Source organism: Limimaricola cinnabarinus LL-001 (assembly GCF_000466965.1).
In the GTDB taxonomy this organism is placed as follows: Bacteria; Pseudomonadota; Alphaproteobacteria; order Rhodobacterales; family Rhodobacteraceae; genus Limimaricola; species Limimaricola cinnabarinus.
The window spans coordinates 1-14,323 of the sequence record NZ_BATB01000015.1 but is presented as its reverse complement, the minus strand read 5'-3'; the positions used below and the strand labels follow the sequence as shown (position 1 = coordinate 14,323).

Here is a 14,323-nt window from a genome sequence, read left to right as displayed (position 1 = left end):
GCGTCCTCGAAGCGCCCGGGATGGAGGACGGGCCCTGATCGAGCCAGTCCGGCGTCGGCAGCCCCTTCGACTTCAGGAAGCCGGGGTTGAACAGCTTGGACTGGTAGCGCGTGCCGTAATCGCACAGCACCGTCACGATGGTGTGGCCCGGCCCCATATCCCGCGCCATGCGGATCGCGCCCGCCAGATTGATGCCCGAAGAGCCGCCCAAGCAGAGACCCTCGTGCTGCAGCAGGTCAAATACGATCGGCAAGGCTTCGGCGTCGGGGATCTTGTAGCTGAAATCGGGGGTAAAGCCTTCGAGATTGGCGGTGATCCGCCCCTGCCCGATGCCTTCGGTAATCGAATCGCCCTCGGCCTTCAGCTCACCGGTGGTGTAGAAGCTGTGCAGCGCGGCCCCTTCGGGATCGGCGAGACCGATCTTCACGCCCTTGGGCTGCAGCGCCATGCCGACGCCCGCCAGCGTGCCGCCCGTGCCCACGGCGCAGATGAAGCCGTCCACCTTGCCCTTGGTCTGCTCCCAGATCTCGGGGCCGGTGGCGTCGATATGCGCCTGCCTGTTGGCGATGTTGTCGAACTGGTTGGCCCAGAGCACGCCCTCGGGCGTGGTGCGCGCCAACTCCTCGGCGAGGCGGCCTGAATAGCGGACATAGTTGTTGGGATTGCGATAGGGCGCGGCGGGCACCTGCACCAGCTCGGCCCCCGCGAGCCGCAGCATGTCCTTCTTTTCCTGACTCTGGGTCTCGGGGATCACGATGACGGTCTTGAAACCCATCGAGGAGCCCATCAGCGCCAGGCCGATGCCGGTGTTGCCTGCCGTGCCCTCGACGATGGTGCCGCCGGGCTTGAGCGTGCCCTTCGCCACCGCGTCGCGGATCATCCAGAGCGCGGCGCGGTCCTTGACCGACTGGCCGGGGTTCAGGAACTCGGCCTTGCCCAGAATCTCGCAGCCCGTCGCCTCGGAGGCGGCGCGCAGCCGGATCAGGGGGGTGTTGCCGACGGCGGCGGCGAGATCGGATTTGATGTCCATTTGGCGGCCTTTCCTGTGTTGCCCGAGCAATAGGCAGCGGCGGCGCAGAACTCAAGCGTCTGACACCCCCGCATCGGCTCGCAGCCGTGCACGATGATGTGCGAGCCAGTAGAGCATGCCCTGCATCGGAATCACGTCGATCTCGCCCGACTGCACCAGATCCATCGCCCGCGCGAAGGAGATCGCATGCAGCCGCAGATCCTCGTGCTCCTCGGCGAGGCCGCCGCGCCAGCTTTCCTCGCGTGGCAGGTCGGCCAGCGCAAGGTAGCAATGAAAGTAGTCCGTGTTCGAGCCCGGCGAAGGGTAGCCGCCGAAGATCGGAATCAACGCATCGAGCCGCAGCCCCGCCTCCTCGAAGGACTCGCGCAGACCCGCGGCTTCGGGGGTTTCGCCCGGATCGACGATGCCCGCCACCGGCTCGAGGCTCCACGGGTTCGACGCGCCACGCCTGACGGGGCCGGTGCGAAACTGCTCGACCAGAAGCACCCGGTCGCGGCGCGGGTCATAGGGCAGCACGAGGCACGCATCGACCCCCACCAGCACCTCGCGCGGCAATGCCTCAGCGCGGCCGCCGTCGAAGCGCGCATGATCGATGCGCAGCCCGGCGAGCTTGAAGAACTGCCCCGCGAGCGGCGCGTCGGGCCGCCACGTGAAATCGCCCGGTGCGGCCTCGCGGCGCAGCGTCGCGGGTGCGGGCGCTCGCGCCGCGCGTAGCCGTGACTGCGCCCTGACCGCCATCATCGTCTTTTGCCGCGCAAAGCTGCCCGGCGTCATCGGTGGCATATGCAAGGCGATCTCGGCGGCGATGAGAGGCCAGCTTTCGGACCAACGCTCACGCCACGCCTCGACACACCAGTCAAGCGCGTCCGGCTCGGCCTCGGGCGCGAGAAGCGCGGCGGCGACGACGTCGTCGCCCGGCAGAACGATCTCGACCTTGCGCTCGCTCAGCCCGAGCGTCGCGGTATAGCTCTCGAGCCGGTCTCGCGCCGTAGCGTCGGGCCGCGCCACGAGCCGGCCTTCGAGCACGTCCCCTCGCCGCGCGACGACCGCGGGCGCGGCATCGGCCGCGCCGACGAGCGCATGATCGGCGAGCCGCGCCAGGCGGTGCGTGCAGTCGACCCCGGTGACGGCCTCGAACACGCCCGGCGCGGCGAGCGGCCCGACAAGAAACAACTCGTGCATCAGAACCTCCGTGAGCGCGTCAATTCGAGCGCGAGCCCGACCGCCACGCCGCCGACGAGCAGCAGCCCGATCACCTGCGGCACGGCGAGGCGCTGCGCCACAACGAACCAAAAATCGATCATTGCCTCGAGCGCATCCACCGGGTCGCGGTATCGGCCCCGCATGGCGCTGCGCCACATGAAAATCGCTCCATGCAGCACGATCGCCATCAACAGCCCACTGGCCGTCGCCGTCAGCCCGTTGCTCACGCCCCCCTGCCAGCCCCCGCCGACCCGCGGCCCGGCGATGAACCAGCCGGTGATCGCGCCCAGCACCGCGTTGATGACCGGCGCGGAGGCCGGCACGTATATCCCCGACAGCAGCGGCGTCGCCAGTATCGTGGCGAGATAACCCAACGCGGCGAACAGCAGGGCTCCGACGAGCTTGGAGGCGGTGGGCATGAGGGCTCTCCTGAGAGACGGCGGAGGGGGGCCGAAGCGGCTCAGGCCGGTCGGGTCACGGTGAACTGCGTAACGTCGCAATTGCCCGAGCGAAAGCTGCTGGCGCAAGCGCAGAGATAGAAATTCCACATGCGTCGGAATCTGACATCAAAGCCGAGGCGCGCGATCTCGTCCCAGCGGTCGTTGAACCGCTCGTGCCACAGGCGCAGCGTGCGCGAATAGCTGTCGCCGAAGGTCATGGAACGCGCGACGCGAAGCCCTGCCGCCTCGGTCAGTTCGCGAAGGATCCTCGGGCTGGGCAACATGCCGCCCGGAAAAATGTGCTTCTGGATGAAATCGACGCCGCGCCGGTACTGCGCAAAACGGTGATCCTGCACCGTGATCACCTGCAGGCCCGCGCGGCGGCCCGGCTGCAGGCAGGCGCGCAGCCGGTCGAAATAGCCGGGCCAATAGGCCTCGCCCACCGCCTCGAACATCTCGATGCTGGCGATGCCATCATAAACCCCGCGCTCTTCGCGGTAGTCCTGCAGCCGCAGCTCGACCCGCTCGGACAGCCCGGCGCGCGCGATGCGCGCCTGCGCATGCTCGTGTTGCGCGCGGCTGATGGTCAGCCCGGTCACCCGCACCCCCCTTTCGCGCGCCGCGTGTTCGGCGAACCCGCCCCAGCCGCAGCCGATCTCGAGCAGGTGATCTCCGGGCCGCGCGCCCATCTCGTCGAGCAGGCTGTCGTATTTGCGCCGCTGCGCCGCCTCGAGGCTCTGCTGGCCGCCGTCGAACAGGGCCGAGGAATAGGTCATCGTCTCGTCGAGCCAGAGCGCGTAGAACGCGTTGCCCAGATCGTAATGGTGCCGGATGTTGCGCCGCGCCTGTGCGGGGCTGTTGGCGCGCAGCCAAAAGCGCAGGCGCTCATAGACGCGCAGAACCCCGCGTCCCGGAAATCCGTCGAACAGCGCTTCGACCTCCTCATGCACGAGGTCCAGAAGACCCAAGAGGTCCGGCGAGGACCACGCGCCATCGACATAGGCCTCCGAAAACCCCAGATCGCCCTCGCGGATCAGCCGTGCGAAGCAGTCGGGGTCGTGGGCCGCGATCTCGGCGGCGAAGCCCGGCTTCGGCCCCTGCGCGCGAAACCGCCGTCCGTCGGGCAGCACGATGTCGAGCCGCCCATGCCCGATCCCGCGCGTCATGGCGAAGACCTGCGCGAAGTAGCGCGGCAGTTCCGTCTGGCCGTCGGTGCTCGTCAGGATCATCACCCGCGCTCCCTGCCATGCCAGGGCCGAGGCCCCTCGCAAGTTCAGATTACCCGAGCCACGGGTCTTGTCACGCGGTGGCGGTGCCGCGGCCCGCGGCGGGCCTCAGGTATCGCGCGCCCTGTAGGCCGCCAGCGCCCGGTCCCGCCCCTCGGCCGCACCGACGATCGGCGCGGGATAGGCCATCTCCGCCGACAGCCCCCAGTGGCGCGGCGCGGCGGCGAGGAAATCCAGCGCGGTTCGGGGCGGCGCGGATTGCCCTTCGGCGATCCAGGCGCGGACATAGGCCCCGTCGGGGTCGAACTTCGCAAGCTGGCTCTCGGGGTTGTAGACCCGGAAGTAGGGCGCGGCGTCGGGGCCTGACCCGGCGATCCACTGCCAGCCCAGCGCGTTGTTGGCCGGATCCCAGTCGATCAGGCAATCGGCGAACCAGTCGTGGCCGATCTTCCAATGCGTCATCAGGTGCTTGGTGAGATAGCTGCCGACGATCATCCGCGCGCGGTTGTGCATCCGCCCCGTCGCATAAAGCTCGCGCATCGCGGCATCGACAAAGCGCATCCCCGTGCGGCCCCGCTTCCACGCCGTGGCCTCGGGACTGTGGCCATCCTCGGACCACGGGAACCGGTCCCATTCGGCGCGCCAGTTGCGGGTGATCAGCCGAGGCGTGTGGTGCAGCAGGTGATAGGCAAACTCGCGCCAAATCAACTCCTTGAGAAAGGTCTCGGCCCCTTCGGCCCCCGCCTCGCGCGCGGCGAGGGCGGCGCGGTAGCAAGTCCGAATGCCGATCTCGCCATAGGTGAGGTTCTCCGACAGCCCCGAGGTGCCGTCGATGTCGGGCCGGTCGCGGGCGAGGCCGTAATCCTCGATCCGTTCGGCCACGAAGCGGTCGAGCCGCGCGCGCGCCGCCGCCTCCCCGACGGTGAGGTACTGCGCTACCACCGCCCCGCCCCGGTTCATGTCGCGGCCCATGTCCCAATCGTCGAGGCTTTCGCTTGGGGGCCAGCGGTCGGGCGCGGGCAGGCGCGCGGACGCGGGCAAGGGCGCGCCGGGATCGCGACCGCGCAGCGATTTCATGTAGGGCGTATAGACCTTGTAATAGCCGCCGGTCTTGGTCTCGACGCTTTCGGGCTCGAACAGCAGATGGCCGGTGAAGTCGCGGGTCTCGATCCCCTCGGCGTCGAGGCCCTCCATGGTTTCGGCGTCGCGCGCACGCGCCTCGGGGTCATAGGCGCGGCTCCACCAGACCGCGCGCGCGCCCGTTTCGGCCGCCAGCGCCCGCAGGCTGTCGAGCGCCCTTCCCCGCCGCAGCACCAGCTTCGATCCGATGGCGTCGAGATCGCGCGCGAGGCTTTCGACCGACCGGCCGAGCCGAAAGCGCGGCGCGGCTCCCTGTTCCTCGACCACCTCGTCATGAAGAAAGACCGGGATCAGCGGCGCGCCGGTCATCACGGCCTCGCTCAAGAGCGGATGGTCGGCGAGCCGCAGGTCGCGGCGCAGCCAGATCAGAATCGGGGCGGGCATGGTGTCACTCCTCGGGCGCTTTCGTCCCGAGCTAGCGCCGCGCCCGCCCGATCAAGACGCGCCGTCGCGTCGCGTCTCGAACGCGGGGTGCCCGGTCTGTAGCGTCAGCTCCTCGCGGGTGCGCGGCAGGGCGTGCGGGATCTCGGCCTGAATCCACGCCACCAGCCTCTCGCGCATCTCGCAGCGCAGGTCGAAGGCGCGCGGCGCATTGCGCGCCGACACGAGGAGCCGCACCTCCATGACCCGCTCGCGGAAATCGGTGACGGCGAGGTTGAACACGTCTCGGTCCCACAGCGTGCTGGCCTCGGCGATTTCGCGCGCCTTGTCGCGGATGCGGTCCACCGGCGCGGAATGGTCGAGATAGATCAGCACCGTGCCGATCAGCTGCGAATTCTCGCGGGTCCAGTTCTGGAACGGCTGCTCTATGAAGTAGCTCAGCGGCACGATCATCCGCCGCCAGTCCCAGATCCGGATCACCACGTAGGTCGAGGTGATCTCCTCGACATTGCCCCATTCCCCCTCGACGATGAGCGCGTCGTCGATGCGGATCGGCTGCGTCATGGCAAGCTGGATGCCGGCGAAGAGGTTTTTCAGGACCGGCTGCAGCGCCAGGCCGGCGACGATGCCCGCCGCCCCGGCCGAGGCCAGCAGCGACACGCCGTATTGGCGCACCCCCTCGAAGGTCATCAGCGCCGTGGCGATGGTGACGAGCGAGATCACCACCGAGGAGACGCGCAGGAAGATCTTGGTCTGGGTGATATGCTTGCGCGCCATCAAATTGTCTTCGGCATCCAGCGTGAAGCGGCGCAGATGCAGCTTGGCCCAGACGTCGATCACGATGCGCCCGACCCAGCCGATGAGCAGGATCGTCCCCACCAGCACGACATGATGCAGAACCTGTTCGTCCGAGGGCGACAGCGGCGCGACGCTGGCGGCGGGGGCCATGAACAAAAAGATCATCGCAAGGCGGGCGGGCCCGCGTGTCTGCTCCACGAGGTTGCGGCGGAACATCTTGCTGCCATGCGCCCAGCGGCGCAGGGCCGCGTAAAGGCAGGCATGGACGATCACGGCCAGCGCGATCGCCAGCCCCATGTCGATCAGGATCACGGCCCAGGCCGGGAGCCAGCCGAGACCGAAATCGGAAAAGGTCTGAAACAGCATCATGGGGGGATATCATAGGGCGATGTCGCGACTGGAAAGCCCTCACGCCCGGAAATTTGCCGCGGTGCGGCATATCCTTGCCGAAACGGGCGGCCCCTGCCATGGGGGCCGCCCGGTCATGCGGCGATACGTTGACGCCTCAGGGCGTCGGGTTCCTGCGCTCGTTTCTCAGCGCGATGAAGATCGCGACGCACATCACCAATAGCAGGAAGGCGAACGGAAAGCCCGTGGCCACCGCCATCGCCTGCAGGGCCGCGAGACCGCCGCCCAACAGCAGCGCGATCGCCACGAGGCCCTCGAACACGCACCAGAAGATGCGCTGCGGCAGCGGGCCGTCGACCTTGCCGCCCGAGGTGATGGTGTCGACGACCAGCGAGCCCGAATCCGACGAGGTCACGAAGAACACGATCACCAGCACGACGCCGATCAGCGAGGTGATCGTGGCCAACGGCAGCTGGCTCAGCATCTCGAACAGCTGTACCGGCAGCGCCGCCTCGGCCGCGCCCGTGAAGCTGTCTTGCACCACCTGCGTGATCGCGGTGCCGCCGAAAACGCTCATCCACAGCACGCAAACCATCGACGGCACGAGCAGCACAGCGATCATGAACTCGCGCACGGTACGGCCACGGCTGACGCGGGCGATGAACATGCCGACGAAGGGGGACCAGCTGATCCACCACGCCCAGTAGAAGGCGGTCCAACCTTGGGAGAAGTTGGCGTCCTCGCGCCCGAAGGGTTGGCTCAGCGCCGGGAAGTTGACGACATAGGCCCAGAGCGAGGCGAAGAAGGTGTTGATGATGGTGCCGGTGGGCCCGACGAAGAGCACGAAGAGCAGCAGCAGGAAGGCCAGCACCATGTTGATCTCGGAGGCGCGCTTCACGCCGCCGTCGAGACCAGCCATGACCGAGACGGTGGCGATGGCGGTGATGCCGAGGATCAGCAGGATCTTGAGCCCGGCGCCGGAGCGGCCGACCTCGTCGCCCTCGGGGTTCAGCAACGGGTTGTTGTAGCTCAGCCCGAACACCGCGCGGGTGTTCTCGGCGGTGTCACCGGTGCCGAACAGGAAATCCATCCCCGCGACCGCCTGCTCCGCGCCGAAGCCCAGCGAAGTGGCGAGGCCGAACAGCGTGGCGAAGACCGCGACGATGTCGATGATGTGCCCGGTCCAGCCCCAGACGCGTTCACCGAAGATCGGGTAGAAGGCCGAGCGGATGGTGAGCGGCAAGCCCTGGTTGTAGCTGAACAGACCCAGCGCCAGCGCCACCACGGCATACATCGCCCAAGGGTGCAGGCCCCAGTGATAGATGGTCGCCGCCATGCCGAGCTGACGCGCGGCTTCGGCATCGCCTGCCGCACCCGCGAGCGGCGCCCAGCTTTCGGGGCTGCCCGCGCCCTCGGCGAAGGAGGTCGAGAAATGCGACAGCGGCTCGGACACGCCGTAGAACATCAGGCCGATGCCCATGCCGGCGGCAAAGAGCATCGCGAACCAGCCCGCATAGCCGTAATCCGGCCGCGCCGCCGCGCCGCCCAGCCGCACCGAGCCCAGCGGGGTCACGATCAGCAACAGGCCGAACAGCACGAAGATGTTGCCCGACAGGATGAAGAACCACGAGAAATTGCCGGTGAGCCAGTCGCGCAGCCCTCCGAACATCGAGGTCGCGGCCTCGGGCACCATGAGCGTGCCGAGCACGAAGGCCACGATCCCGAGACCCGCGATCAGGAATACCGGGTTGTGGATGTCGAGACCGAAGGGCCCGATCTGTGTCTGGATGTTGTCCTGACCGACCTCGTAGTCGGTTTCGTCTATGAGACGCGTGCCGTCTGTCGCGTCTGGATCCGTATCCGGCGTCGTCATCGTCACCCCCAATGCTAGATGTCACACGAAGACCTAGCCCGAGAGGCCGAGGTCAAGAAAACGTGTGTCTGTCACATCATATCACGGAATGCGACCCCGTGGCGGCATACGTCACGGGGTCAACCGATGCGTGTCGGCGACCGTGGCTCAGCCGGCGACGTCCACCACGACCCGTCCGCGCACCTGCCCCTTGAGGATTTCGGCCCCCAGATCCGGCAGATCGCCGAGCCGCGCCGGGCGGATCATCGCACGCAGCTTTTCCATCGGCAGGTCGCGTGCGATCCGCTCCCAGGCTTCGACGCGGTTGTCATAGGGCTGCATGACGCTGTCGATGCCCAGAAGGTTCACGCCGCGCAGCAAGAAGGGGATCACCTTGGCGGGCAGGTCCGTCCCCCCCGCAAGGCCCACCGCCGCGACCGAGGCGCCGTAGTTGAGCTGGCCCAGAACGCGCGCCAGCATCGCCCCGCCCACCGCATCGACGCAGCCCGCCCAGCGCTCGCTTTCGAGCGGTTTCCTGGTGGTCTCGTTCAGCTCGGCGCGCGGCACGATCGAGGCCGCGCCCAGATCGCGCAGGTAATCCTCGGTCTCGGGCCGCCCGGTGACGGCCGCGACCTCGTGGCCGAGCGAGGCGAGGATCGCCGTGGCGACCGAGCCCACGCCGCCCGCTGCCCCGGTGACCAGCACCGGCCCCTGCCCGGTTCTGAGCCCATGCGCCTCGAGCGCCATCACCGCGAGCATCGCCGTGAGACCGGCGGTGCCCACCGCCATCGCGTCGCGCGTCGAAAGCGCTTGGGGCAACGGCACCAGCCAGTCGGCCTTGACCCGCGCGCGGGTGGCGTAACCGCCCCAATGCGCCTCGCCCACGCGCCATCCGGTCAGCACCACCTTGTCGCCGGGGGCGTAGCGGTCGTCCTCGGAGGCCTCGACCGTGCCCGCGAAATCGATGCCCGGCACGTGCGGATAGCTGCGCACCAACCCGCCACCCGGCCCGATGCACAGCCCGTCCTTGTAGTTCAGCGTCGAATACTCGACGGCGACGGTCACCTCGCCCTCGGGCAGACGTGCGTCGTCGAGCTCCTGCACCGAGGCATGGGTCGCGCCCGCCTCGTCCTTTTCGACCAAAAGCGCCTTGAACATGGACATCCTCCCTTGGGCAAACCTGTCTTGCGAGCATGAATGCACGTCCCGAAGGGCGGCGCAATCGCGGGACATTCATGGGACTTGATGCGGCGGGGGGCCGCTTCTAGGCTTCGCGTGCCGCGCGGGAGCCGCGCAACCAACTGGAGCCATTGCATGATCCACCTCCGTCTTCTCGGCGCCGCCTCTCTCGCCGCCCTCGCCACCGCCGCCGCGGCGCAGGATGGCAGCCTCACCGTGCTCGACTATCCGGGATTCGAGGAGCCGTCGTTCCACCCGGCCTACGGCGAGGCGCATGGCGAGCGACCTATTCCTTCTTTGGCGACGAGGAGGAGGCATTCCAGAAGCTGCGCTCGGGCTTTCGCGCCGACATCACCCATATCTGCGCGGGCTCGGTCACCAAATGGACCGAAAGCGGGCTGATCGCGCCGTGGGACACCTCGAAGGTCGACGCTTGGGAGGATCTCGACCAGAACCTCACCGGCCAGCAAGTCGGCGGCGAGACGGAGGAGGTCTATTTCTTGCCCACCGATTTCGGCTCCACCGCCATCGCCTATAACCCCGAAGAGGTCCCGGCCGAGGACGTGGGCTCGCTCGACGTGTTCACCGACCCGGCCTATGCGGGCCGCATGGCGTTGCCTGACAATGTCGACGACGCCTATGCGCTGGCCTATCTCGCCACCGGCACGACCGACTGGACGCAGGCAGGCGCAGCCGAATTCGAGGCCGCGACCGCGTGGCTGCGCGAGGTGCATCCCAATCTGCGCACCTATTGGACCGACCCGGCCGAGCTGAGCCAGCTTCTGGCCTCGGGAGAGGTGCTGGTGAGCTGGGCGTGGAACGAGACCTTTCCCGCGATGGTCGAGGAAGGCCGCCCCATCGGCTTTCAGCGCGAGGCGAGCGAGGGTTCCTCTCTGTGGCTGTGCGGCTACGTGAAGATGAAGGACGCGCCCGGTTCGGAGGATCTCGCCTACGACTACGTCAACGCGATGCTGGCCTCGGACGCGGCGGTGCCTCTGCTTGAGGCGGGCTTCGGCACAGCCAACGCCGCGGCGCTGGGCGAGATCGACGAGGAAACGCTGACCGCCTCGGGTCTCGAGAAGATCGAAGTGCCGGTGCTGGCGCAGCTGCCGATCTCGAACGCGCTGCGTGAGCAGCACGCCGAGACCTTCGAGATGATCAAGTCGGGCTTCTGAGCCGCCTTGAAGGAACCAACGGGGGCCGTTTTCGTGCGGCCCCTGCTCCGCCGTCGCGCGCTGGCTAGGTCGCGCGCTGGCTAGAGAGGGTCGAAAGGTGGCGCGAGGCGCGGGGCCTCGCGAAGCCGCCCCATGATGTGGCAATCGATCAATTCGCCCGCGCGCAGCGCATCACCCCGCTTGGTCCCCTCGATCTCGAAGCCGTGCCGCTCATAGAGCCGGATCGCCGCGAGGTTGTCGGTGTTCACCTCTAACTCCAGACGCCGCAGCCCGAGCCAGTCGTCGGCCAGGTCGAGAAGCGCGCGGAGCATCGCCGTGCCATGGCCCCGGCCGACATGGTCGTCATGCACGATCAGGAGGATCTCGCCCACATGGGCCCTGCGCCTCTTGCCGCGCAGCAGGCCGCCATGGGCGACGATCTCGCGCGTCGCCCCCGTATCGCAGATTTCGCCGACGAGCAGGTGATCGTCGCCGGTCGCCGCCAGCCGCTGTTCGAGCCGTGCGCGGGGCCCGAAGGGCAACTGCAGCGTGCCGTGCCGCACACCGGGCAGGTTCGCCATCTCGGTAAGTGCAGCGGCGTCGTCCGGTTCGGCCGCGCGGATCGTGAGTGAGGGTATCTGGGTCATCCGGGCAACCTATCGGCGAAAGAGGATCGCGGCCACCGGATTGCGGCGAGAGGTTGCCCTGCGCTCCTCTAATCCGAACACCCGGCTTTCATGCCGCCCCCCCTTTTCAAGCGGCGGCGGCCCGCCTATATTCGCAATGTTCCTTCGGGAACTATGGACATAAACGCGCCTGTAATAAGCGGATCGGACCCGGGGGCGGTACCCGGCGGCTCCACCATACATCCCTCGTTGGGGGCAGATGGGGCCGAAACAGGATCGACGAACGTGTAAAGAGGATGGCTTTGTCTCGGTGAGGTACCACCGATATCGGTCCAAAATTGTACAGTTGCCAACGACAACCGTGCTCCGGCTATGGCTCTGGCTGCTTAAGCAGTCCGGGTTGCCGAAACTTAAGCCCTTGCGCCTAGCAGCGTAAGGCGGGGTTCGCAGGCACCTGGCAACAGAAGCCTGCACTTTCCCCATTTCACCTTCTCCACGTCATCGCCGGACAAGAATCTTGCTCTGCGTGTGTGCTCCGGTGCAGCATGGGCCATGGCCCGGCTCATGCCCTTTGCCCTTGCCCCTGCTCTCGTCTGCGCGCTCGTGCCCGCGATGTCGCGGGCCTGCGAGACGGCGCTGGTGCTCGCCATGGATGTGTCGAACTCGGTCGACGAGGCCGAATACAGGCTCCAGATCGACGGGCTGGCCGACGCGCTGGCCGACCCCGTCGTGGTCGAGGCGGTGCTCATGGGAAAGGTCGCGATGGCGGTGCTGCAATGGTCCGACGCAGGCCAGCAGATCGTCGTCACCGACTGGATCCAGCCGGCTGACCGCGCGGCCCTCGACAACTTCTCCGGCCGGGTCAGGGCGACGCCGCGCGCCTTCGTGATGGGCGGCACAGCCCCCGCCGAGGCGCTGCACGCAGCGCTGCAACTGATCGAGCGGGCCCCCGATTGCCATCGCCTCGTGATCGACGTGTCCGGCGACGGCACGCCCAATGACGGCGGCGATGTGGGGACTGCCCGCCGACGTGCCGAAGCGATGGGCGTCACGATCAACGGCCTCGCGATCGAAAGCCTGGGCCAAGCGATCACCGGCTTTTACAGGCGACACGTCGCCACCCGCGACGGCTTCGTGCTCACCGCGCGCGGACATCGCGATTTCCCCCGGGCGATCCGTCTCAAGCTGCGCCGCGAGCTTGTCCGGGTGGTCGGGGAGACACGGGGGCGGTGACAGGCGGGCCGGGCGGTGTGCCGCCCCCTTTCATCCGCCTCCGAATCCCTTATGCTTGCCTCGACCGCGAAAGGATGACGTAACGTGACCCGCCCTGCCCACCGTTCGATCGATTACGGAAACCTGATGCATCGGGCGATGCGCGGGCTGATTCAGGAGGTGCTCACCCGCATCTCCTCGGAGGGGCTGCCTGGAAAGCACCACTTCTTCATCACCTTCGACACGATGCATCCCGACGTGGAGATCGCCGACTGGCTCTCCGATCGCTATCCGGGCGAGATGACCATCGTGATCCAGCATTGGTTCGACAATCTCACCGTCACCGACGAGGGATTCTCGATCACGCTCAACTTCGGCGACAGCCCCGAGCCGCTCTACATCCCCTTTGATGCGATCCGCACTTTCGTCGACCCCTCGGTCGAGTTCGGCCTACGCTTCGAGAACCAGGAGGGGGACGACGAGGAGGAAGAGGAAGACGAAGAGGCGCCGATGCAGGAGATGGCCGAACCCGAGGAAGATGCCCCCAAAAAGGGCGACGCGCAGGTCGTCAGCCTCGACAGCTTCCGCAAGTCCTGAGCCGCGCGGCCCTTCGCAATTAGGCAATTGCCCCGGAGGGGGCCCACGCGGTACATGGCATGCGACGGCATACCAGGGAGACCGCGATGAGCCAGACCAGCCCCACCCGCACCGAATCCGACAGCTTCGGCCCGCTCGAGGTCCGCGCGGACCGCTACTGGGGGGCGCAGACGCAGCGCTCGATCCTGAACTTCCCGATCGGCTGGGAAAAGCAGCCCGTGGCCATCGTGCGCGCGCTGGGCGTCATCAAGCAGGCCTGCGCCGAGGCCAACAAGGACCGCGGCAAGCTCGACGCAAAGATCGCCGACGCGATGATCGCGGCGGCCTCGGAGGTCGTGGAGGGCAAGCTCGACGATCACTTCCCCCTCGTCGTCTGGCAGACCGGCTCGGGCACCCAGTCGAACATGAACGCCAACGAGGTGATCTCGAACCGCGCCATCGAGATGCTGGGCGGCACCATCGGCTCCAAGGACCCGGTGCATCCCAACGACCACGTCAACATGGGCCAGTCCTCGAACGACACCTTCCCCACCGCGATGCACATCGCCGTGGCCACCACCGCGCGCGACGTGACGCTGCCGGGGCTGGAGAAGCTGCACGCCGAGTTGGCCGCGAAGGCCGGCGCGTTCAAGGACATCATCAAGATCGGCCGCACCCATACGATGGATGCGACCCCGCTGACGCTAGGACAGGAGTTCGGCGGCTACGCGCATCAGGTCGCGATGGGGATCCGCCGCGTCAAGGCGGCACTGCCCGCGATTTACGAGCTGGCGCAGGGCGGCACCGCCGTGGGCACCGGGCTCAACACGCCGCAAGGCTGGGGCGAGACGGTCGCGGCCAACATGGCCGAGATCACAGGCCTGCCCTTCGTCACCGCGCCCAACAAGTTCGAGGCCCTGGCCGCGCATGACGCGATGGTCGAGATGTCGGGCGCGCTGCGCACGGTCGCGGCCTCTCTGTTCAAGATCGCCAACGACATCCGCCTGCTCGGCTCGGGCCCGCGCTGCGGTCTGGGCGAGCTGATGCTGCCCGAGAACGAGCCCGGTTCCTCGATCATGCCCGGCAAGGTCAACCCGACCCAGTGCGAGGCGCTGACGCAGGTCTGCGCGCATGTGATGGGCAACGACGCCGCCGTGG

At 67.7% G+C, this 14,323-nt stretch carries 11 protein-coding genes, 1 other RNA gene and 2 pseudogenes; 5 read left to right on the top strand and 9 right to left on the bottom strand.

Translation table 11 applies throughout. The annotated features are described in order from the left end of the window. Positions 1-16: 16 nt before the first annotated feature. The 8 genes and pseudogenes from MBELCI_RS07400 to acuI form a co-directional block, all read right to left on the bottom strand. Positions 17-1,030: pseudogene (locus MBELCI_RS07400) on the bottom strand (cysteine synthase A); the annotation flags it as partial. A 51-nt stretch (positions 1,031-1,081) separates the two neighbouring features. Then, on the bottom strand, positions 1,082-2,212 hold the full coding sequence (locus tag MBELCI_RS07395) for an NUDIX domain-containing protein (protein ID WP_021693556.1): 1,131 nt from the start codon (positions 2,210-2,212) through the stop codon (positions 1,082-1,084). Beyond that, entirely contained in the window at positions 2,212-2,652 is a 441-nt protein-coding gene (locus MBELCI_RS07390) for a TrgA family protein (protein WP_021693555.1), read from the bottom strand. Before MBELCI_RS07390 ends, MBELCI_RS07395 begins: the two co-directional genes overlap by 1 nt. A gap of 41 nt (positions 2,653-2,693) precedes the next feature. Further along, a complete protein-coding gene (locus MBELCI_RS07385; protein ID WP_045319827.1) occupies positions 2,694-3,902 on the bottom strand; it encodes an SAM-dependent methyltransferase in 1,209 nt (402 codons plus the stop codon). A 105-nt stretch (positions 3,903-4,007) separates the two neighbouring features. Beyond that, on the bottom strand, positions 4,008-5,423 hold the full coding sequence (locus MBELCI_RS07380; RefSeq protein ID WP_021693553.1) for a cryptochrome/photolyase family protein: 1,416 nt from the start codon (positions 5,421-5,423) through the stop codon (positions 4,008-4,010). A 51-nt stretch (positions 5,424-5,474) separates the two neighbouring features. Next, positions 5,475-6,587, bottom strand: a complete 1,113-nt coding sequence (locus MBELCI_RS07375; protein ID WP_021693552.1) for a mechanosensitive ion channel family protein — start codon at positions 6,585-6,587, stop codon at positions 5,475-5,477. Positions 6,588-6,723: 136 nt separating this feature from the next. Continuing rightward, on the bottom strand, positions 6,724-8,439 hold the full coding sequence (locus MBELCI_RS07370) for a BCCT family transporter (RefSeq protein WP_021693551.1): 1,716 nt from the start codon (positions 8,437-8,439) through the stop codon (positions 6,724-6,726). Positions 8,440-8,586: 147 nt separating this feature from the next. Beyond that, positions 8,587-9,576 (bottom strand): acryloyl-CoA reductase, encoded by a 990-nt coding sequence (gene acuI, locus MBELCI_RS07365; protein WP_021693550.1) that lies wholly within the window; start codon positions 9,574-9,576, stop codon positions 8,587-8,589. Positions 9,577-9,732: 156 nt separating this feature from the next. Here acuI and MBELCI_RS07360 point away from each other — a divergent pair. Then, a pseudogene (locus MBELCI_RS07360) lies at positions 9,733-10,772 on the top strand (ABC transporter substrate-binding protein). A gap of 80 nt (positions 10,773-10,852) precedes the next feature. Here MBELCI_RS07360 and MBELCI_RS07355 read toward each other — a convergent pair. Next, a complete protein-coding gene (locus MBELCI_RS07355; RefSeq protein ID WP_021693548.1) occupies positions 10,853-11,398 on the bottom strand; it encodes a GNAT family N-acetyltransferase in 546 nt (181 codons plus the stop codon). 99 nt (positions 11,399-11,497) lie between these two features. On the opposite strand from MBELCI_RS07355, the gene ssrA reads away from it, so the two are divergent. The 4 genes from ssrA to MBELCI_RS07340 form a co-directional block, all read left to right on the top strand. Continuing rightward, positions 11,498-11,852: a transfer-messenger RNA gene (gene ssrA / locus MBELCI_RS19810) on the top strand. A gap of 77 nt (positions 11,853-11,929) precedes the next feature. Further along, positions 11,930-12,610: a DUF1194 domain-containing protein gene (locus MBELCI_RS07350; RefSeq protein WP_021693547.1), complete on the top strand. Its 681-nt coding sequence runs from the start codon at positions 11,930-11,932 to the stop codon at positions 12,608-12,610. A gap of 126 nt (positions 12,611-12,736) precedes the next feature. Continuing rightward, positions 12,737-13,186, top strand: coding sequence for an SspB family protein (locus MBELCI_RS07345; RefSeq protein WP_045319826.1), 450 nt, complete (start codon positions 12,737-12,739; stop codon positions 13,184-13,186). A gap of 86 nt (positions 13,187-13,272) precedes the next feature. Further along, on the top strand, positions 13,273-14,323 hold a 1,051-nt coding region (locus MBELCI_RS07340), incomplete at its 3' end, for a class II fumarate hydratase (RefSeq protein WP_045319825.1).